Origin of the sequence: Pseudoalteromonas sp. NEC-BIFX-2020_002 (assembly GCF_013002825.1) — a bacterium.
In the GTDB taxonomy this organism is placed as follows: domain Bacteria; phylum Pseudomonadota; class Gammaproteobacteria; order Enterobacterales; family Alteromonadaceae; genus Pseudoalteromonas; species Pseudoalteromonas neustonica.
Window position 1 is genome coordinate 26,832 of sequence record NZ_JABEPJ010000001.1, and the last position, 19,262, is coordinate 46,093.

Genomic DNA, 19,262 nt, shown 5'->3' on the forward strand with positions numbered 1-19,262 from the left:
AAACACAGGGATGTAATGCGCTACTGCAAGCTGCGAGTCAACAGTTTGATGTAATAAGTGCAATTACTTTACAAGACAATACAGCTTCCAAACGAGTCTTTAAAAAGCTGGACTTTAGTGATTATACTAAGGTGATCATAAGCCCCGATGCACTCGCTATTAATGTATTTTTGAAGACCTTTTAATGGTGTGCAACTGAGCTGCTACTTGTAAATTAATGGTATGCCAGGTTTTTTCTAGGCTAGCAACAAGCCCTTCATAGTCATTCTCAACTAAGGGGGTTAGCTCACTAAAATAGTGAACCGCTTGTAAAGAACGACCTTGCTCAAATGAGGTATAGTAAAGACGCCAAAGCCCAGCTATATCTGCATTACCTTGTTTATCACCATAAAAGTGGTGTAGCTCATATTCTAATTCATAATAGCTTTGTTGATCTTTATCAGTGATCACAGGCAAGCCTTTGACAACCATCCAATCATCAAGCGCGGTAAACAAAGTCTGATGACTGCTTGCTGTAAGCATTTGATCAGGTGCTTCACTCCATAAATGATAATTAGCCGCATTGATTTGATTATTATCTATTTTCATTGCAATTCCACGATTGTTTAACGCGCCGCGTAAAGTAACAGTATTAATACGTAACTGTGTTGAGGTATCAATACTATTTCGTTGAATTGGCTTGATAGCCTGCTCGAATTGATAATATTCAATAGATGAATTAAGTGACTGACTGCATCCGGTTAATAATGTCAGACTTATTGCTATTAGCACTTTAGCGATGAAAGTATATGGCATTATTGTTTCCTCGGCGTTGGATCTGCGGGTAATGATTTGTCAAAAATAAACATGTTAGGTTGTTCGTTTAAACCACGAGTTAATGGCTGTAATTCTTCACTCAAACGCTTAAACTCAGACAGTGTTTGTTGTAACTGATGATGAAATTGTGAACCTTGCTGATAACTCGCCATGGTTTTTTCAAATTGTTTCATAGTAATATCAAATTGCTGCATGCTTTTAGTCATTTCAGCAAAATTGCGGTTAAAGTCACCGGGTAAATTTTGTGTATCTTGTTTGCTTAACAACGCACGCATTTCATTAGCCAGTGCTTGGTAATCGGCAAATGTAGACTGCATTTGCGCTAAGCTATCTTCAATTTTTAAACTGTTTACTTTATTGAGTACATCAGAGACTTGATCTGCAAGCACCGTAATACCACTGGAAACACTGGGAAACACTTGGTATTGAGCAATAGATGTGAGTTGAGCTTCAGGTGTATCGTGATAAATATCAAAATCAACATACACAGCACCCGTAAGTAAATTCCCCGGCTTTAATGACGCACGCAGACCGTTTTTAATCCAACCATCAACACTGCTTTTCCAAAACTCTTTAGCCGAAGCACTGTCGTGATACATACGGCCGTACTCTATTTTTATAAGTGCAGGAACTGCGGTGTTATCTGTTTTAAAATGAGCGGGTTTACCGTCAATAATAACATTTGCTGGCGCCTCTACTACAGTGCCAACACGCATGCCTCTGTATTCAACAGGTGCACCCGCACGTAGACCACGTATTGATTGTTCAAATTCAATTAAGTAATAATCAAAATCATAAAAACGTTCTTCAAGAGCATCTTGATAGCTGTTACTTAAAGAAAAACCATGGCCGTCTTGGGCAAAGTCACCCGGCGCTTGTTGTTCTGGTAAACCGACCGAAATTCCCCCTTTTAATAACTTACTCAATGAGCCTGTTTTGAAGTTAATTCCATCAGCTGATAAATCAATTTCAATACCCGAGTTGACCCAAAAAATAGAATTCAGAGTGATCAAATTTTGATAAGGTTCATTGATAAAAATACCATACTTCATGGCTTGATTTTTCCAATCAAAAGTCGCCGTTTCAATTTGGCCAATTTTATAGTTTTTAAAGAAAATTCCGGTGCTGACCTCCATGACTTCTGCATTAAAGCTTTGTAATGTGAAACGACCCCCTTTAACATCTTTACCTATTAGTGCAGGTTCATCTTGTAAATCAAAACGGTCGGTGATGTTTTTACTTTCTCCTGGGGCGAATTCCAAGTAAACACCGGATAATAATGTACTCATACCACTGATCCCCGTTTCATCAATACGCGGCTTGACAACCCATATAGTGGCGTCATCAGTAAGTAAGCTATCATAATGTTTATCTATTTGTGCACGTGCAATAACACTGTTTTTGTCACTAGAGAGACGAACATGATCAATATGGCCAATTTTTACGCTGCGTACTTTTATTTCTGTTTTACCCGCAACAATACCCTCAGCTTGAGGCATCGAGATGTAGATCGTGGCACCTTTACTTGCTTGATACTGATATAGCATCCATGCGCCAACCAATAAAGCAATAATAGGAATTATCCAAATACCTGAAATAGTTGGCTCTTTTTTGATGTTAGCTATTTCACTCATGTTTTTTCTCTAATTGTTTGTGTTTATTATCATTGCTTGGAGAATCCCATAATAGTCGAGGATCAAATGCGTGCGCTGCCAACATTTGGCAAATTACCATAACTGTAAAAAATATTGTGCCTATACCGGGGGTTACCGACATTAAGTTCCCAAGTTGGACTAAGGCTACTAAAATTGCCACAACAAATACATCAATCATAGACCAGCGTCCTATAAACTCAGTTAATAAGTATACCTTGGTATAGCCTTTTGTTTGGCTATTTGCCGGTTTACTAACTAATAAACATAAAAGCGTAAGGATTAATGCTTTTGCTAAAGGCACGACTACACTGGCTAAAAAGATTATTAGCGCAATAGGATAAGAGCCCGCTTGCCACAATACTATTACGCCACCAATTAAGGTAGAGGGGGATTCATCTCCTAAGCTGGTGGTGTACATTATAGGGAAAATATTGGCTGGGATATAACACGCAACGGAAGTAATAAGCCATGCAGCAGCTTTTTGTACACTATGGGGATTACGTATATGTGTTTTTGTGTTGCACCGAGTACAGTATTGAGAGTCACTCAGTTGATGGCAAACATGGCATGAACGTACGTTATTATCTATTGCTCGGTGACTATGATGAACGTATTTAATCGCTTTTATTGGTTGAACTTGATCCCACAGTCGCCTGTGATTGAGTTGCGTAAGCGTAGCAATATAAAAAATAACAAATGCCACATAAGCCCAAAAACTCACCCCAAAACTAATATCAGCCATGGACATAATTTTAACCATACTGACTAACACACCAATTAAAAATATTTCAGACATGACCCAAGGTTCAATGGCTAATGTATATTTAAGCAATCGTTTGGCAAAACCATAAGGAAGTACTTTCAATAAACCTAAATGCAATGGGATTAATGTTACCAATAACGCCATAGGCAAACCGATAATACTCAGATCAATAAAAATGCCAAGTAAATCACTGTCGTAGTTAAAAAGTATGCGAGCCGCGTCGGGAAGGGTTATAGTTTGGGTAATACCACTACTGCTAAATGAGATAAAAGGGTAGAACATACTACTGAGTAGCATGATAAGCGAGCTAAGACTTAAGGCTACTATTCGTGCATCGTTATTTAGGTTTGCAGAGCAAAGCTTAGTGTGGCAGTGTGGACAAACAGCCACTTGCTTAGCAGCTATCCGAGGAACTTCGATAATTAAATCACAGTTAGGGCAAGCTGTTTGCAAATTAATATCCACTGACAAGTAATATAAGACAAGTTTGCATCAATTATATTGTAAATACAATTACCTGATAAATTTACTTGGCAAATATCTCTTAACACTGTAAGCGTCGGTGTTTGATTTTATAAGGTTTAATATGAAATATTTATTAGCAATATTGTTTGTTTTATTTAGTATTGATTCACTTGCTTTAAGTGCCCCAAAGCTAACTGATCGAATTACAATTGCTGCGAGCGCATCACTGCCTCCATATGTTTTTAGTGATGATAGTACGGGTTTACAACTAGAAATTCTTAAATCAGCCTTTAAAAGTCAAGGTATAACCAATTTAGAAATCGTCTATATGTCTAATAAGCGTGCAGAGCAGCTGCTTGAGCAAAGAAAAATTGATGTTGCTCTAAATTACGCTGGTGGATACTCGCGGGGGATTTATTCAAGTGATAGCTTACTTGCGTATCAAAATGTTGCGGTTAGTCTCAAAAAGAACGATTACATAATAAATACAATTTATGACTTAACAGGGAAGAGCGTATTAGCATTTCAAAATGCAACGGCATTTTTACCAGCTCCATTTAAAACTATTACCACAAGATTACAATTTTATGATGAAGTGGTAAATCAGGCTGCGCAGGTTGATAACTTATTAAAAGAATGGGTTGATGTGATTGTGCTTGAAAAACGGGTTTTCTTGTATTATTTCCAGCAATACCAGAAAAAGCACGCACTGGCGCAGGTGATTACTATCCATCCTATTTTTAAAGAAGCTCCTCGTCCGGCATACTTCAATAGCCAAGTATTACAAGAAGTCTTTGATATGGGGCTTACCCATATCAAAGAAAATGGTGAGTACCGTGCAATTATGGCTTTTGAAGGCAGTGATTATGCGCAAGTAGTCAATCCAGAATTAATCAAATAACGCAACGGTTTGACGAGTAAGCGCGATTAATTCTCCTGACTGTGACCAGATACAGCCATCCTCTAAGCCATAACCATGTTTACAATGCTGTGTTATTGCCTCAAAGCCAAGCCATTGCTGCGCACCTAACTGCGGCATTTGTACAAACTCCAAATACCAAGACATACTACTTGCAGGAGCAGGTTGCTTAAACATTTGTAGTAATGTTGGCGGCCATGCATCCGTCAAAGCAATAATATGGGCTTCGGTTATTTCATTCGGCGATTCTTTTAATCGCATCCAGCCACCTAAGTGCGATGTATCTGCACCAGCAAACGGCATAGCGCCTTGTTGTGGGCACAAATCAACATGCTGAAAAAATTCCGGCATCGCGCCTGACTTAAAAGGCAAAGTGTAACGTGGATCAACAGGTTTCAAGTCCATCGTTTTAGTAACAGGCACATTAATTGCTGAATCACGGGGTTTAGCGAAGCATGCTTGTACTACTACACTCACTTGATTATTTTGCACTGCCTTTGCTAATACTTGCGTACTGCTTTTACCTTCTCTTAAAACCTCTACTATTAACGAAAACTCAGTATCAGCTAATAAAGGACCGACAAAGTTCGTACTTATTGATAGTAATCGACGACTTGCTTCAACTTGTTGGCGCATTGCTTGATAAAGTAAAGACGCTGAAAGCCCCCCAAACGCTGTTCTGCCTTGGCACCAATTAGCCGGAAATTGCATTGTTGCTTTGGCTTGTTCGTGGGCTGGCATAAGGCCAATATGTGCGGCGCTTTGAAGGAGTTGATCGAAATGCATAGCAGTTCCTTGTGTAATGATTATTTATTATTGCAATTTTATAGCACGGAAAAACTCATCAGACCAGTTTGTGTGTGGGTTGATTGACGCAAAAAACATCAATCCATACAATTATCAGGGTTATTTGCAAAATAAATGATAAAAAATCACTTTTTTTTCATTTTTACAGTTGAATTCAGTTCTGTGCATCCCTATTTACTAGTCATCGAACGTATTAATGAATTTTGAAGTTGGAGATGTTTCATGGGTAAAATTATTGGAATCGATTTAGGTACTACAAACTCTTGTGTTGCAGTACTAGACGGCGGTAAAGCACGCGTAATTGAAAACGCGGAAGGCGATCGCACAACACCATCAATTATTGCTTACACGCAAGATGGTGAAACACTTGTTGGTCAACCTGCAAAACGCCAAGCAGTGACAAACCCAACCAACACATTATTTGCGATTAAGCGTCTAATCGGTCGTCGTTTTGAAGACGAAGAAGTACAACGCGATATCGGCATCATGCCTTTTAAAATCATCAAAGCAGATAACGGTGATGCATGGGTTGAAGCAGGCGGTGAAAAACGCGCAGCACCACAAATTTCAGCTGAAGTTTTGAAAAAAATGAAAAAAACCGCTGAAGATTTCCTTGGCGAAGAAGTAACAGAAGCCGTTATTACTGTTCCTGCATACTTTAACGATTCACAGCGCCAAGCAACAAAAGATGCTGGCCGTATTGCGGGTCTTGAAGTTAAGCGTATTATCAATGAGCCTACAGCCGCAGCACTTGCTTACGGTATGGATAAAAATAAAGGCGAAAACATTGTTGCAGTGTATGACTTAGGTGGTGGTACTTTCGATTTATCAATCATTGAGATTGATGAAGTTGAAGGCGAGCACACATTTGAAGTACTTGCTACCAATGGTGACACTCACTTAGGTGGTGAAGATTTCGATAACCGTGTTATTAACTACTTAGTAGCTGAATTCAAGAAAGATCAAGGTCTAGATTTAAAGACTGACCCACTTGCAATGCAACGTGTTAAAGAAGCTGCTGAAAAAGCAAAAATTGAGCTTTCATCTGCACAATCTACAGAAGTAAATCTTCCGTATGTAACTGCTGATGCATCAGGTCCTAAGCATATGAACGTGAAATTAACACGTGCTAAGCTTGAGTCACTGGTTGAAGACTTAGTACTTAAATCAATTGAACCACTTAAGCGTGCTCTAGCGGATGCTGATTTAACTGTTAGCGACATCAACGACATTATTCTTGTTGGTGGCCAAACACGTATGCCACTAGTACAAAAAACAGTAACTGAGTTCTTTGGTAAAGAGCCACGTAAAGATGTTAACCCTGATGAAGCAGTTGCAGTAGGCGCAGCGATTCAAGGTGGCGTGCTAGCTGGTGACGTTAAAGATGTACTATTACTAGACGTTTCTCCACTGTCTCTAGGTATCGAGACAATGGGTTCAGTAATGACTGCGTTAATTGAGAAAAACACGACGATTCCTACTAAGAAATCGCAAACTTTCTCAACAGCTGAAGATAACCAAGCAGCGGTAACGATTCACGTACTACAAGGTGAGCGTAAACGTTCAAGTGACAATAAGTCTTTAGGTCAATTTAACCTAGAAGGTATTCGTCCAGCACAACGTGGTACACCACAAATCGAAGTAACATTCGATGTAGATGCTGATGGTATCTTACATGTATCTGCAAAAGATAAAGATACAGGTAAAGAGCAAAAAATTACGATTCAAGCGTCTTCAGGTTTAAGTGATGAAGAAGTTGAAAAAATGGTTCGTGATGCTGAAGTTAATGCCGAAGAAGATAAAAAATTCGAAGAGCTTGTAGCAGCACGTAACCAAGCTGATGCAATGGTTCACGGTACACGTAAGCAAATTGAAGAAGCGGGCGATGCACTTCCAGCCGAAGATAAAGACGCTATCGAAGCCGCTGTAGTAGATTTAGAAGCCGCTATTAAGAGTGACAAAAAAGACGAGATTGAAGCAAAAACTCAAGCTCTAGCTGAAAAGTCACAAAAATTAATGGAAATTGCACAAGCTAAAGCCCAACAAGGCAGCGCTGATGCAGGCGAGCAACAGCAACAACAGTCAGCTAAACAAGATGACGACGTAGTTGATGCTGAGTTCGAAGAAGTAAAAGACGACAAGTAATTGTTGTTAGCGCTTCGCCTAACTAAAAACACGATGAATAGTGTCATGATTTAAGTTAGGATGAACACCTTAGGCGCGCAGGCAAAAGCTTGACGCGCCTTTTGCATGTAAATTAGATGGTAAATCGATGTGATTTATCGGTTTATCCGCAGCCAAGCTGCAGTAAGAAAAGAGTAGTGTGATAGATATGTCAAAACGCGATTATTATGAAGTCCTTGGAGTGGCAAAAGATGCCAGCGAAAGAGACGTTAAAAAAGCGTATAAACGCTTAGCGATGAAATATCATCCAGACCGTACCGCAGGCGATAAAGAACTTGAAACTAAGTTCAAGGAAGTTAAAGAAGCCTACGAGATTTTAACCGATGCTCAAAAACGTCAAATGTATGATCAATACGGTCATGCTGCATTTGAACAAGGTGGCGGCGGCGGTGGTCATGGTGGCCACGGTCAAGGTGATTTTGGTGACATCTTCGGTGATGTATTTGGTGATATTTTTGGTGGCGGCGGTGGTCGACGTCAATCACGTCAACAACGCGGTTCCGATTTACGTTACAACATGGACTTAAGCTTAGAAGAAGCGGTTCGTGGTAAAGAAGTTGAAATTAAAGTACCCACTTGGGTAAGCTGCTCGCCATGTGACGGCAGTGGTGCAAAAGCGGGATCTAAACCTAAAACATGTACAACGTGTCATGGTGCAGGCCAAGTGCAAATGCGCCAAGGTTTCTTTGCTGTACAGCAAACATGCCCGACATGTCAGGGGACTGGTCAGATTATTTCTGATCCATGTAACAGCTGCCATGGCCAAGGTCGTGTAGAAAAAACTAAAACATTATCAGTTAAAATTCCTGCGGGCGTTGATACTGGCGACCGTATCCGTTTATCGGGTGAAGGTGAAGCAGGTGTGCACGGTGCACCAGCTGGGGACTTATATGTTCAAGTATCAGTGCGTGAACACCGCATATTTGAACGTGATGGCAATAACCTTTATTGCGAAGTACCCATTGGCTTTACAACAGCGGCATTGGGCGGTGAAATTGAAGTACCTACCTTAGATGGTCGTGCTAAATTAAAAATCCCAACAGAAAGTCAAACAGGCAAAATGTTCCGCATGCGCGGTAAAGGTGTTAAGTCTGTACGCAGCGGCGCTATAGGCGATTTAATTTGTAAGGTAGTAATTGAAACGCCGGTGAACTTAAATGAGCGCCAACGTGAATTACTCCAAGAGCTTGAGCAAAGTATGGGTAAGGATGGTTCAAAAAATCGTCCAAAAGAAAAAGGCTTTTTTGATGGTGTAAAAAAGTTCTTTGATGACCTGACGAAGTAATAACTCATTACTCATAAAATGGCGCTAATTAGCGCCATTTTTTGTTTGAAAACTTTATTATTAATTTACAAATTACCCCACCTAAAAGTAACTTGCTTGATAAAAAGTTAAATTTAAAAAAAACAGTTAATTAACATCTATGAAATATGCAAAGAACGAATACCTCATCTAAGCAGTCAATAACGGTTAACTCATTAACTCTAGCTACTAAAAAACATACCTATAACAGGTAATTACATCTCGTTTTTGCTTTATTTTGTATACTTATCGATATGATAATCAGTCTCACTTGCATGATTGGATAATCGGCGTAAAATCAGCCCATTGATGTAATTAATAGAATAAGACGGCATGTTAACATTAGATAAATTAACTATCGGCCAACATGGCTCTGTGGTAAGCATTGATCCCAATGCAAGTTTGCTGCGTCAAAAATTACTCGCGATGGGGCTTACCCCTGGTGCGCCTGTCCATGTGCTACGTTTTTCTCCGTTTGGTGACCCTATGATTATCAAAGTGCGTGGTACTGTTTTAAGTCTTCGTAAAGCTGAGGCTCAATCGATTAATTTGGAACTTGCTGTATGAATCCAAACATAGCTGTTATTGGTAACCCTAACTGTGGTAAAACCACGCTTTTTAATGCACTAACAGGCAGTAAGCAAAAAGTTGGAAATTGGTCAGGCGTGACGATCGATAAAAAAATTGGTCAGTTCAAGGTTGCTGATCAGCGCGTTGATTTGGTTGATTTACCGGGCACATACTCACTTGATGTAAACTCGCAAACACCACTTGACGAAAAAATAGCACGAGATTATGCGCTAAGTGGCGAGGCTGAGCTGATCATTAATATATTAGATGCATCAAACCTGGAACGAAATTTATACCTGACCGCACAGCTACTTGAAATGAAAGTACCTTTGGTTATCGTGTTAAATATGGTTGATGTTGCTAAGCGAAATGGCTTAGTGATAGATACTAAAGCCCTAGAAGAAAAGTTAGGTTGCCCTGTAATTGCGTTAAGTGCCAATAATAAAAAAGGGATTACAGGATTAAAGTTATGCATTGCTAAAGGCTTAGAGCTTAAGCAGGTGTCGTCGCATGTGCCGCATTATGATCAAAAAGTAATGCATGCGACAAAAAAAATTGTTAAAAGCCTACAAGCAAGTGATAAAAAAATAGACAATGTAGATACTCAATGGCTTGCACTGCGTTTATTAGAGCAAGATGAAAGCTGTTTTAGTTACGCTGATCAAGATACACAGGCATTGGCTAAAACACAGTTTGCACAATTTGCTGATCATCATGAACTTGATGTGCTATTTGCTAACGGGCGATATGAATTTGCACATCAGCTTGCTGATCAAGTTCAAAATACCAAGGGTGTAGCATCAGATACGATTAGTGATAAAATTGATGCAATAGTGATCAACCGATTTTTAGGGATCCCAATCTTCCTAGCTATTATGTACGTAATGTTTACAGTTGCGGTGAATGTTGGCGGTGCATTTATAGATTTTTTTGATATTGCCGTTGGCGCTATTTTGGTTGATGGCTTTGGGCAAATACTTACTTCAGTCGGTGCGCCTGATTGGTTACGTGCATTATTAGCCGATGGTATCGGTGGCGGTATTCAGTTAGTTGCGACCTTTATTCCTGTTATTGGCTTTTTATATTTCTGCTTAGCTTTTATTGAGGATTCAGGCTACATGGCTCGCGCTGCATTTATTATGGATAGATTAATGCGGGCCATAGGTTTACCTGGTAAAGCGTTTGTACCCTTAATTGTTGGTTTTGGTTGTAACGTGCCATCGGTTATGGCCACACGGACATTAGAAACTCATAAAGATCGTTTATTGACGATTGCCATGTCGCCGTTTATGTCATGTGGTGCTCGGTTAAGTGTTTATGCATTATTTGTTGCCGCATTTTTTACAACCAATGGTCAAAACCTTGTGTTTGCACTGTATATACTGGGCATAGTAATGGCGGTATTGACAGGGTTAGTACTTAAAAATACCTTATTTAGTCCAACCCTTACACCGTTTATTTTAGAGTTGCCTGCGTATCATATGCCTACGGCAAAAGGGGTACTTTATAAAGCATGGGAGCGTTTAAAAAGCTTTTGTATGCGCGCTGGTAAAACGATTATCGTCGTTTTTGTTATTCTTAAAATACTAAGTTCATTTGGTACCGATTACACCTTTGGTAACGACAACACTGATAAATCAATGCTGAGTGAAATATCAAAATTCGCAACGCCAATATTTTCTCCAATTGGTGTTGAGCAAGATAATTGGCCTGCTACAGTGGGTATATTTACAGGCGTGTTTGCTAAAGAAGCGGTGGTTGGTACGCTAGATAGCTTATATTCAAACTTAGAAGGTGCAAATACGACAAGCGATGAACCGGTTAAAGTTCTTGATAAAGTAGGTGAAGCTTTTTCCAGCGTGCCTGCCAATTTACGGGATGTTTTTGGTAATTTACTCGATCCGTTAGGACTAAATGTCGCGAATGTGAGTGACCAAACGAGTGCTGCGGTAGATCAAGATGTTAATGTGTCAACGTACGCGACTATGGAAAATTTATTTAGTAGTCAATTAGCCGCATTTAGTTACTTGGTGTTTGTACTGTTATATACCCCATGTGTTGCTGTTATGGGCGCCATGTATAGAGAAGCTGGAATGAAGTGGATGCTATTTGTAGCGACTTGGTCAACAGGTCTCGCCTACATTACCGCCTCAGTAGTTTATCAAGTGGGTAATTTTAAACACTCACCTATGTTCTCAGCTTTTTGGTTGTTGGGTTGTGCTGTGGTGGTTGCGTTAGCGGTAAGCTCAATGCGTATTTATGGAAAACGCATGGCAGCTAAAAGCCGCTTGATCCCGGTGGTGAATATTATTTAATCTAGGAGCCATATTTATCAACTATTCGCATGTAGTTGTTTATGAGCAGCGTAGATACACTACTGTGTCGCGTATCTACGCTTATGTACTCAAACAACTTTAAAATTAATGTGTTAATTTGCAGCAATGACATTCGCTTTTTATTACAGCTGAAACACGTATTTAAAGTTGTTTGGTATAACTAATTCTAAATTATAAATACCTTAATCTGAGCTTGAACAATTAAAATTGGTAACTAAGCGTCACCTTGTAGTTTCTCCCTAACTCACTTGGATCGTTTGCTTCGCTGGCAGGTGCGCGTAAATAACGCTTATTGGTTAGGTTGTTTACGCCAAAGCGAACACTGAGATTACTGAGGCTATCACTACCTTGATACTGTGCATTTAAGTTGTAAATACTGTATGTACTTGTGCCATAGCCATATTTTTTGTATGTGTCACTAAGGCGTTGCTGCGCCCTGTAATGGAGTAATTGTATACCCACATTAAAGTTATCGTTTAATTGATAATTGGTATTCCACGTTAACTTATTTGCTGGGGCTTCAGCATAAGGCTGTTTATTGTAATCAATTGTTCCTAAAAAGAAGTTAGGCAGGCCTATAATGTCCATGTTTAGTTTTGCATACCCTAGGTACATATCGAGATTTTTGTATTGATACTTTGCCTCTATTTCAAAGCCTTCACTTTTTAGCTGACCAATATTTTTAGCACTATAATCTCGATGTGTTGCAACAGGGATTCCATTGGCAGGATCAGGACCAGGTGAACCGAGCTGCTTATTACCGTCGGCGTCGATGTAGTACATATACGGTACGTTATCTATGTAATCATCAATGTTACTTTTAAAATATATGGCTTTAATGCTGAGCTGATCAATGTATGCAGTATCTTGCCATGCGAAGCCGATACCTCCTTCATAATTTAAAGCACTCTCAGCTTTTAAATTAGGCTGGGGTTCTGAATAGCATAACTTACCGCCGATATGACAGCGCCATTCATCTTTTTTATACAGCTCTTGTAACGAAGGGGCTCTGAATGCCTCAGCCGCTTTCATATAAAAATTTATATTCTCAGTGGCCTTAAATGTTACTCCTAATTCTTTTGATAATGCATTATTTTTATTATCAGCAAAACTAATAAAGGTGTCGCTGCTACGATCATAATTGTCGTAACGAAGCCCCGCAGTTAAAAGAATACGTTTATTAAAGAATTCACTTTGGTCGATTACTGACAGCGATACATTATCGCCTTGGCTTTGTCCGTAGTAACTTGAGAGGGTCTTTTTTTCATATTGTTGCTGGTCAAATAGTTCGCGATCAAAACTAAACTCGATAGCCAATTTATGGTCAATTAAGCCCGTGAATGTTGCGAGGTTGGCAACTCTCAATCCATAGCGTTTGTTTTCACCATTACTGACTTTATCAAAGTCTATTTTATTTTCACCTCGCATAATGTAGCCATTCGTAGTCTCATCGTAGGTTTTTTTGCTATAAAAAGCCTGTACGTCAAGGTCGATAAACATATTTTGAGGTTGGTATGTGTAATTAAGCATACCTTCAATGTAGTCATTTTTGTAATCTTCACTGAGTGTCGGGTAGGTGATCCCCAAATCGAGTCTTTGCCCGTAAGGCTGATCGAGTGACTCTGTTTCACTAAAGTCTAGTTTACTTTGGAGGCTATGCTCAGGCATAAAATACCATGTGTTTTTTAGAGTTAAATTTGTTCTTTGAGACTCATTTTTTATTTTATCGAGTTGTGCAATAGCTTCATCTTCTTGTGCGTGATCTTTTTTAACTATGTCTATATCACTGTAATTTACTTGGCTAATGTACGCTACGGTATCAAGCGTATCCGTTAGATGAAAAGCCGATGCTGAATAAAAAACAGCATCAGAAACAGATTGATAGTTTGCAGCAACATTAACACCAACACCATTTTCAGCGGCTAAATAATCAGCTGCATTCTTGGTGACTAAACGAATACTTCCACCAAGTGCGCCCGAACCTACGGTTAAAGAATCAGCACCTCTTAATACTTGGACTTGTTTTAACTGGTTAGGATCAACTCCTAAACTGTTTATTACAGCGATGTTCTGGCTGCCATCAGACTCGCTTTTTCGTTTCACATTATCGACAGATACATGAATTCGCTCACCATATAAACCACGAATTGAAGGTTGACCTGATAAAGGATTAACACTGCCAGATACGTCAACCCCCGGTAATGTTCTAAGTAATTGTGTGAGATCTGCAACTTGCTGGCGTTCAATTTCTTTTGCGTTTAGTGAAGAAACTGATGCGGCAACATCTTGATTATCGAGTGTTAATTTATGGCCAAAAACTTCAATTTTTTCAATATTTGCAGGGGAGTCAGAGTGTGTATTTTGGCTATATACGCCCATTGAACAAGTGGCCGTACTAATACATACAAACAGATGAGAGAGTTTCAAAGTAACAAATACTTTTAAATGATAATTATTTGCATTTGATCGTAATGTAATACGTAATAACTTATTTTTCAATAAATTATTACTAAAAAATACTAATTTTTGATTAACTATAATTATTAGTGGGCGTTATTTTGTTTTTTGTAAACCTATAATAATTAATGTTTTTATTTTATTTTGTTAATTTAAAATAAAAGAGCATTTACTTTAATGGAATAGTTTGGTGCATTTTTATATTTTTATTACAAGCTTGCTACAAGCTTGTATTGAGCGCAGTAGTCTCTCAAATTATCAATTTGAAGGGCAATTAACCTGCAAAGTTAGTTTGGGTTTATAAACAGAAAATGAGTATAAAGTTGTTAATTAAAGAGTCACAAATTGGGATACTTATAGTAAACGTTGCGTATAATCGTAGGCCTAGTTTTAAAATAACTGAACTGGTAAAAAATAATGACACCAGCGACTAAATTACTAAAAAAACACCGCATAAATTTTGATCTGCTTAGTTATGAGCATAATCCCAAAGACCAAAACTTTGGTTTAGAAGCCGTTGAAAAGCTAAATTTGCCTGCTGAGAAGGTGTTTAAAACGCTTGTGCTTGAAACTTCTGAGCAAACGTTAATCGTCGCGATTACACCCGTTAGCCAACAAATTAATTTAAAGCAGCTGGCAAAAGCCTGTAAGGCTAAAAAAGTATATATGGCTGCACCGCAAAAAGTAGAAAACAGCACGGGTTATATACTCGGTGGTGTGAGCCCTTTAGGGCAAAAGAAACGTTTAGCAACCTATTTACACGCCAGTGCTGAAAAGTTCGAGACAATCTATGTGAGTGCAGGCAAGCGAGGGCTTGAAATAGCAGTGTCTCCTAATTGTTTACTTAACTTATGTAACGGCCAATATGCCAATTTTTAGCGTAAATTAACCAAATAAAAAAGTATGAGGATACGAGCTCCATTCGATGTCAGTTGGCGTTAAAAACAATGAAATTAGGCTGATTGTTGAGGGTTACGTGATAACGACTAAAGGCTTCACCGGCCTTTCTCCTTAGGTTGCTCTATACAAAAAAGAGCTGCTACTTGTGTAAAGTAACCCCTAATATTACCTCCTGTGAAACGCACAACTTTTTATTTTGGGATACCTTGATTATGATTTTGATCACCTTATTTGTCCTTATTCTCTGTGCTTGGTTAATTAAAAACTCTATTTAGTGTTGTTTTTGATTAAATCGGTGCAAAATAAATACATTTCAGCGTACACGTGTAAGCCCTTTTTATTCAATAGCTTACACATCTAAAGATAAATAAATTGAAAAAACTGTTAAAAAGTTGGTTAGAGCAATTGATCTAAAGCAATTTTTATGACGTAATAGAGATATAAATTATCTGGTCGGATGAGTTAATCATGAGTTTACGCACAAAATTAAAAAAAGTATTACCAAGTATTTCAATAACTGAACAAGAAGCCCTTGATGCGGGTGATGTTTGGTTAGAAGGCTCTATCTACCAAGGTAAGCCAGATTTCGACGCATTACGCGCAGTGCCAGCAGCAGTGCTAAGCGCTGACGAACAAGCATTTATAGACGGCCCATTACAAGAGTTACTGGGCATGATCGACGACACACAAATTCAAAATGGTATTCATTTACCTGAGTACATTTTAGACTTTCTAAAAAAGGAACGTTTCTTTTCATTGATCATTCCTAAGTCATTTGGTGGTTTAGAATTTAGTCCTTATGCAAACTCTACCATTGTAGGCACAATTGCAACTAAAAGCTCCGCAGTCGCTGTAACAGTAATGGTTCCGAACTCATTAGGTCCGGGCGAATTATTACTGCATTTTGGTACTAAAGAGCAACAAGCGCATTATTTACCGCGTCTTGCAAATGGCCGTGACATCCCTTGCTTTGCACTAACTAGCCCAGAAGCTGGCTCTGATGCAGGTGGTATTCCAGATTTAGGTACTGTCACTAAAGGTATGTATAACGGCGAAGAAGTACTTGGCCTTGAGATCACGTGGGACAAACGTTATATCACACTCGCACCGATTGCGACTGTACTTGGTTTAGCATTTAAAGTGGTTGATCCTAATGGTTTGCTAGGTGGCAAAGAAAACCTCGGCATTACCTGTGCACTTATTCCAAAAGAGCACCCAGGTGTAGAGCTTGGCAATCGCCACGATCCAATGGGCATTCGTTTTTACAACGGTACTACGCGTGGTAACAAAGTATTTGTACCAATGGACTTTATTATCGGTGGTCAAAAGAACATCGGTCGTGGTTGGCAAATGCTGGTTAGCTGCTTAGGCGCTGGCCGTGGTATTTCATTACCAGCACTAGGCGTGAGTACTGCGCAAGTAGCATTTAAAGGTGCCTCTGAATACGCTGCAGTACGTGAGCAATTTGGTCTAGCCATTGGTCAATTTGAAGGTATTCAAGAAAAGCTGGCTGATATTGCTGGTAAAACATACCTACAAGAAGCAATGCGTGTTTTAACCACCGAAGGCTTAGGCATGGGCTTAAAGCCATCTGTCGTGACGGCGATAGCTAAATACCACATGACTGAAATTGGCCGTGATGTGCTTGATTCAGCAATGGATATTCAAGCTGGTAAAGCGATTCAAAATGGCCCGCAAAATACTTTAGCAAGTGGTTATGTTGCACAACCAATTGCAATAACGGTAGAAGGCGCAAACATTCTTACGCGTAACCTAATGATATTTGGTCAAGGTGTTATGCGTTGTCACCCATATTTACAGTCAATGGTTGAATCAATTCACAGTGAAGATAAAGGCGCTGATAAAGAGTTTAACCGCATTTTACGTAAAACTGTGGGTTACAGCGTAGCAAACAGCTTACGTGCGTTCCGTTTAGGTGTTTTACCGTTCACAGCGGGTGCCAATTCACCATTACCTGAAGTACGCGAATATGAAAAAGCAGCGCAAAAATTATCAGCAAAACTTGCGGTATACGCTGATTTCTCGTTATTAGTATTAGGCGGGAAACTTAAACAAGCTGAAATGCTTTCAGCACGCTTAGGTGACGTAATGAGCTTTTTGTATGCAGCAATGGCATCAATTAAGTATTACGAGCAAAAAGTAGCGAGCAGTGAGCGCGAGCAAGCTGCGCCGTACTTCCACTACGCAACGCGTTTTGCACTACAAAGTGCTGAAGAAGCACTGCATAAATTTTTAGATAACTTCCCAGCAAGTGGCACACGTAAGTTTATGCGTTTTATCACTATGAACTACTCAACTAAAATGCCAAAAATCAGTGACGATTTAATTCGTGAATTATCTAAGCAAGCGCAATTAGATACCGCTTTTAAAAAGCAAATCACGCATTTAGTTAAGCCAGTTGAAGGTGATGGGCATCACATCAATGAGCAAGCGTATAAAGCGAAAATGGGGTGTTTAGATTTACTCGCAAAAGTGAAGAAAGCGCTACGTGCTAAAGCAATTAAACCTGGTATTCGTTTTGCACTAACACTTGATAATGCACTTGTTGCAAATGTAATCACTGAAGAAGAGTACGCTAAACTGATTGATTACAATAAAAAACGTGAACGCGCTATCCGCGTTGATGAGTTTGATTTTGATATGAACTTATTGGACGAAAACGCGAAGCCAATAAATCCACTAAAAAGTGTAGTAAATCAGTAACATTTTGAGTTAAATTAATTCAACAATGTAAGCGCCCAGCAGTTCGGGCGCTTTTTTTGTGCGTGTAGAAATGCTGTTATGATTATGCCAATAATAATCCGTAGGCGTAGTAGGCAAGCGACCTCAAAAGAGAGTTAATGTGAAAATCAAAACAGAAAATGACGAGCGAATATCAGTAACTGCAAAAGCTACTAGCATAGAGCTTGAACGACTTCTTAAAAATGAAAGCTGTAATCATGCCGTTATTTTCATGCATGTAATTTGGGTTTAACGCGATAAATGCCCGCTTAATGAACGATATGCGGGAAATGATATAAAAAGAGATAAGTTTTTAGTCCAAAAGAGTAAACTTAGTAGCACAGTTTTACTTGCTCAATTAAAGTGGCTGTCTAGTTTGTTTGTAAATCAAGGAAAGTCAGGTGCAACAGTGCCGGTTAGCGTTGATTGGCCTTGCCCATCATGTAAGCAAGGGCTGTTGATAATGAAAAGCCTCTGTGCAAAAGATATAAAAACCGACGGTTTAACAACGCAAGGCAGAACAATGAATAGTGGTTAATAGTAAGTCGAACCGTTAAAAATAACTCGTTAACTAAGTTGGTGTAACAGTGAATCAGCTTAGATGTGGTGCTGACTAAAATAAGCAAAAAAGATAACAGCAGGCAAGAAACGATATAAAAAAGCGTAAAAATGAAATAAATAAACAGTAATTAACACGTTTAGTAGTAAAAAGATGTCCAATAAACTGCAATCAACAACTTCCCTAAAAAAGAGAATTCCTATAGCATTAAGCATACCAATAAAATGTTGAATGGGGTGTATGCTTCGTTCAACAAGATATGTATACGATACAAACAATGTAACGTATAAATACTAAGACGTTAGGTGCATCGGAGGCATAATTGAATATTCAGATAAGTAAGATATCGTCACATCAAACAAGTAAAGCTATCGCATTAACATTTTTTGTTCTTACTTTACCATTTGGCTTTATAGGGCTAGCGCTATTCTTTTTCGGACCTGATTTTGAGAGTCATAATGGTCAAGGTTTCCCTTATTTATTATTTGTTTTTGCACCAGTGATTTACGGTGTAATGTTTTATTTTATGCAGCGCTTCTTTTGTTTTGCTTATAATCTTGTCGCTAAAAGGTTTGGTGGCATAGAATTCGAAACAAAGGAGTAATCTGCACCTAATCGGGTAGCCGGAGGTCTCTAACCTCGAGCCCCCACATCACCCATCATGCGCTTTTTATTAACTGGAAGTGCAATGGGCGGTTCATCTTCCGTAATGAATATTGATCCAAATATCTTTCAATGACACTAAACCTTGTGATGCTAAGTAGTCATTGCCTAGCGCAATGTTAA

General features: G+C 39.0%; 15 protein-coding genes. 10 read left to right on the forward strand and 5 right to left on the reverse strand.

Annotation, left to right across the window (positions count from 1 at the left end; genetic code table 11):
• Positions 1–159: 159 nt before the first annotated feature.
• From HJP15_RS00110 to HJP15_RS00120, 3 genes are read right to left on the reverse strand one after another with little or no spacing between them, the layout of a single operon-like run.
• Positions 160–795 (reverse strand): PqiC family protein, encoded by a 636-nt coding sequence (locus tag HJP15_RS00110; protein WP_054204962.1) that lies wholly within the window; start codon positions 793–795, stop codon positions 160–162.
• Positions 795–2,450 (reverse strand): intermembrane transport protein PqiB, encoded by a 1,656-nt coding sequence (gene pqiB / locus HJP15_RS00115; protein ID WP_054204961.1) that lies wholly within the window; start codon positions 2,448–2,450, stop codon positions 795–797. The genes HJP15_RS00110 and pqiB overlap by 1 nt, the downstream gene beginning before the upstream one ends.
• The gene (locus HJP15_RS00120) at positions 2,443–3,687 is read right to left on the reverse strand and encodes a paraquat-inducible protein A (RefSeq protein ID WP_170172783.1); all 1,245 of its coding nucleotides are present in this window, start codon (positions 3,685–3,687) and stop codon (positions 2,443–2,445) included. Before HJP15_RS00120 ends, pqiB begins: the two co-directional genes overlap by 8 nt.
• Positions 3,688–3,820: 133 nt before the next feature.
• On the opposite strand from HJP15_RS00120, the gene HJP15_RS00125 reads away from it, so the two are divergent.
• Positions 3,821–4,600, forward strand: coding sequence for a substrate-binding periplasmic protein (locus HJP15_RS00125; RefSeq protein ID WP_082355649.1), 780 nt, complete (start codon positions 3,821–3,823; stop codon positions 4,598–4,600).
• On the opposite strand, the gene HJP15_RS00130 is transcribed toward HJP15_RS00125, so the two are convergent.
• Positions 4,589–5,404: a thioesterase family protein gene (locus HJP15_RS00130; RefSeq protein ID WP_054204960.1), complete on the reverse strand. Its 816-nt coding sequence runs from the start codon at positions 5,402–5,404 to the stop codon at positions 4,589–4,591. The two genes, HJP15_RS00125 and HJP15_RS00130, sit on opposite strands and share 12 nt — an antisense overlap.
• Before the next feature lie 243 nt (positions 5,405–5,647).
• On the opposite strand from HJP15_RS00130, the gene dnaK reads away from it, so the two are divergent.
• The 4 genes from dnaK (at position 5,648) to feoB (ending at position 11,797) form a co-directional block, all read left to right on the forward strand.
• Positions 5,648–7,570: a molecular chaperone DnaK gene (gene dnaK, locus HJP15_RS00135; RefSeq protein WP_064435617.1), complete on the forward strand. Its 1,923-nt coding sequence runs from the start codon at positions 5,648–5,650 to the stop codon at positions 7,568–7,570.
• A 187-nt stretch (positions 7,571–7,757) separates the two neighbouring features.
• Positions 7,758–8,894, forward strand: coding sequence for a molecular chaperone DnaJ (gene dnaJ, locus HJP15_RS00140; protein WP_054204958.1), 1,137 nt, complete (start codon positions 7,758–7,760; stop codon positions 8,892–8,894).
• A 351-nt stretch (positions 8,895–9,245) separates the two neighbouring features.
• Positions 9,246–9,479, forward strand: coding sequence for a FeoA family protein (locus tag HJP15_RS00145; protein ID WP_054204957.1), 234 nt, complete (start codon positions 9,246–9,248; stop codon positions 9,477–9,479).
• Positions 9,476–11,797, forward strand: coding sequence for a Fe(2+) transporter permease subunit FeoB (feoB, locus tag HJP15_RS00150; protein WP_170172784.1), 2,322 nt, complete (start codon positions 9,476–9,478; stop codon positions 11,795–11,797). Before HJP15_RS00145 ends, feoB begins: the two co-directional genes overlap by 4 nt.
• Positions 11,798–12,019: 222 nt before the next feature.
• On the opposite strand, the gene HJP15_RS00155 is transcribed toward feoB, so the two are convergent.
• A complete protein-coding gene (locus tag HJP15_RS00155; protein ID WP_249365767.1) occupies positions 12,020–14,317 on the reverse strand; it encodes a TonB-dependent receptor domain-containing protein in 2,298 nt (765 codons plus the stop codon).
• Positions 14,318–14,692: 375 nt separating this feature from the next.
• On the opposite strand from HJP15_RS00155, the gene ybaK reads away from it, so the two are divergent.
• From ybaK to HJP15_RS00175, 5 genes are all read left to right on the forward strand, one after another.
• Entirely contained in the window at positions 14,693–15,154 is a 462-nt protein-coding gene (ybaK, locus tag HJP15_RS00160) for a Cys-tRNA(Pro) deacylase (RefSeq protein WP_170172785.1), read from the forward strand.
• Between the two features lie 489 nt (positions 15,155–15,643).
• Positions 15,644–17,899 carry an acyl-CoA dehydrogenase gene (locus HJP15_RS00165; RefSeq protein ID WP_170172786.1) on the forward strand — a complete coding sequence of 752 codons (2,256 nt, stop codon included), beginning with the start codon at positions 15,644–15,646 and terminating at the stop codon, positions 17,897–17,899.
• Positions 17,900–18,038: 139 nt separating this feature from the next.
• Positions 18,039–18,170 (forward strand): hypothetical protein, encoded by a 132-nt coding sequence (locus tag HJP15_RS22135; RefSeq protein WP_283242261.1) that lies wholly within the window; start codon positions 18,039–18,041, stop codon positions 18,168–18,170.
• Between the two features lie 123 nt (positions 18,171–18,293).
• Positions 18,294–18,455: a hypothetical protein gene (locus tag HJP15_RS00170; RefSeq protein ID WP_170172787.1), complete on the forward strand. Its 162-nt coding sequence runs from the start codon at positions 18,294–18,296 to the stop codon at positions 18,453–18,455.
• Positions 18,456–18,798: 343 nt separating this feature from the next.
• The gene (locus HJP15_RS00175) at positions 18,799–19,080 is read left to right on the forward strand and encodes a hypothetical protein (protein WP_054203888.1); all 282 of its coding nucleotides are present in this window, start codon (positions 18,799–18,801) and stop codon (positions 19,078–19,080) included.
• The last annotated feature ends 182 nt before the right edge of the window (positions 19,081–19,262 follow it).

Coding starts and splice junctions, on each gene's coding strand:
- ybaK (WP_170172785.1), top strand. CDS start 14,693: ATGACACCAGCGACTAAATTACTAAAAAAACACCGCATAAATTTTGAT.
- HJP15_RS00165 (WP_170172786.1), top strand. CDS start 15,644: ATGAGTTTACGCACAAAATTAAAAAAAGTATTACCAAGTATTTCAATA.
- HJP15_RS00145 (WP_054204957.1), top strand. CDS start 9,246: ATGTTAACATTAGATAAATTAACTATCGGCCAACATGGCTCTGTGGTA.
- dnaJ (WP_054204958.1), top strand. CDS start 7,758: ATGTCAAAACGCGATTATTATGAAGTCCTTGGAGTGGCAAAAGATGCC.
- pqiB (WP_054204961.1), bottom strand. CDS start 2,450: ATGAGTGAAATAGCTAACATCAAAAAAGAGCCAACTATTTCAGGTATT.
- dnaK (WP_064435617.1), top strand. CDS start 5,648: ATGGGTAAAATTATTGGAATCGATTTAGGTACTACAAACTCTTGTGTT.
- feoB (WP_170172784.1), top strand. CDS start 9,476: ATGAATCCAAACATAGCTGTTATTGGTAACCCTAACTGTGGTAAAACC.
- HJP15_RS00130 (WP_054204960.1), bottom strand. CDS start 5,404: ATGCATTTCGATCAACTCCTTCAAAGCGCCGCACATATTGGCCTTATG.
- HJP15_RS00125 (WP_082355649.1), top strand. CDS start 3,821: ATGAAATATTTATTAGCAATATTGTTTGTTTTATTTAGTATTGATTCA.
- HJP15_RS00110 (WP_054204962.1), bottom strand. CDS start 795: ATGCCATATACTTTCATCGCTAAAGTGCTAATAGCAATAAGTCTGACA.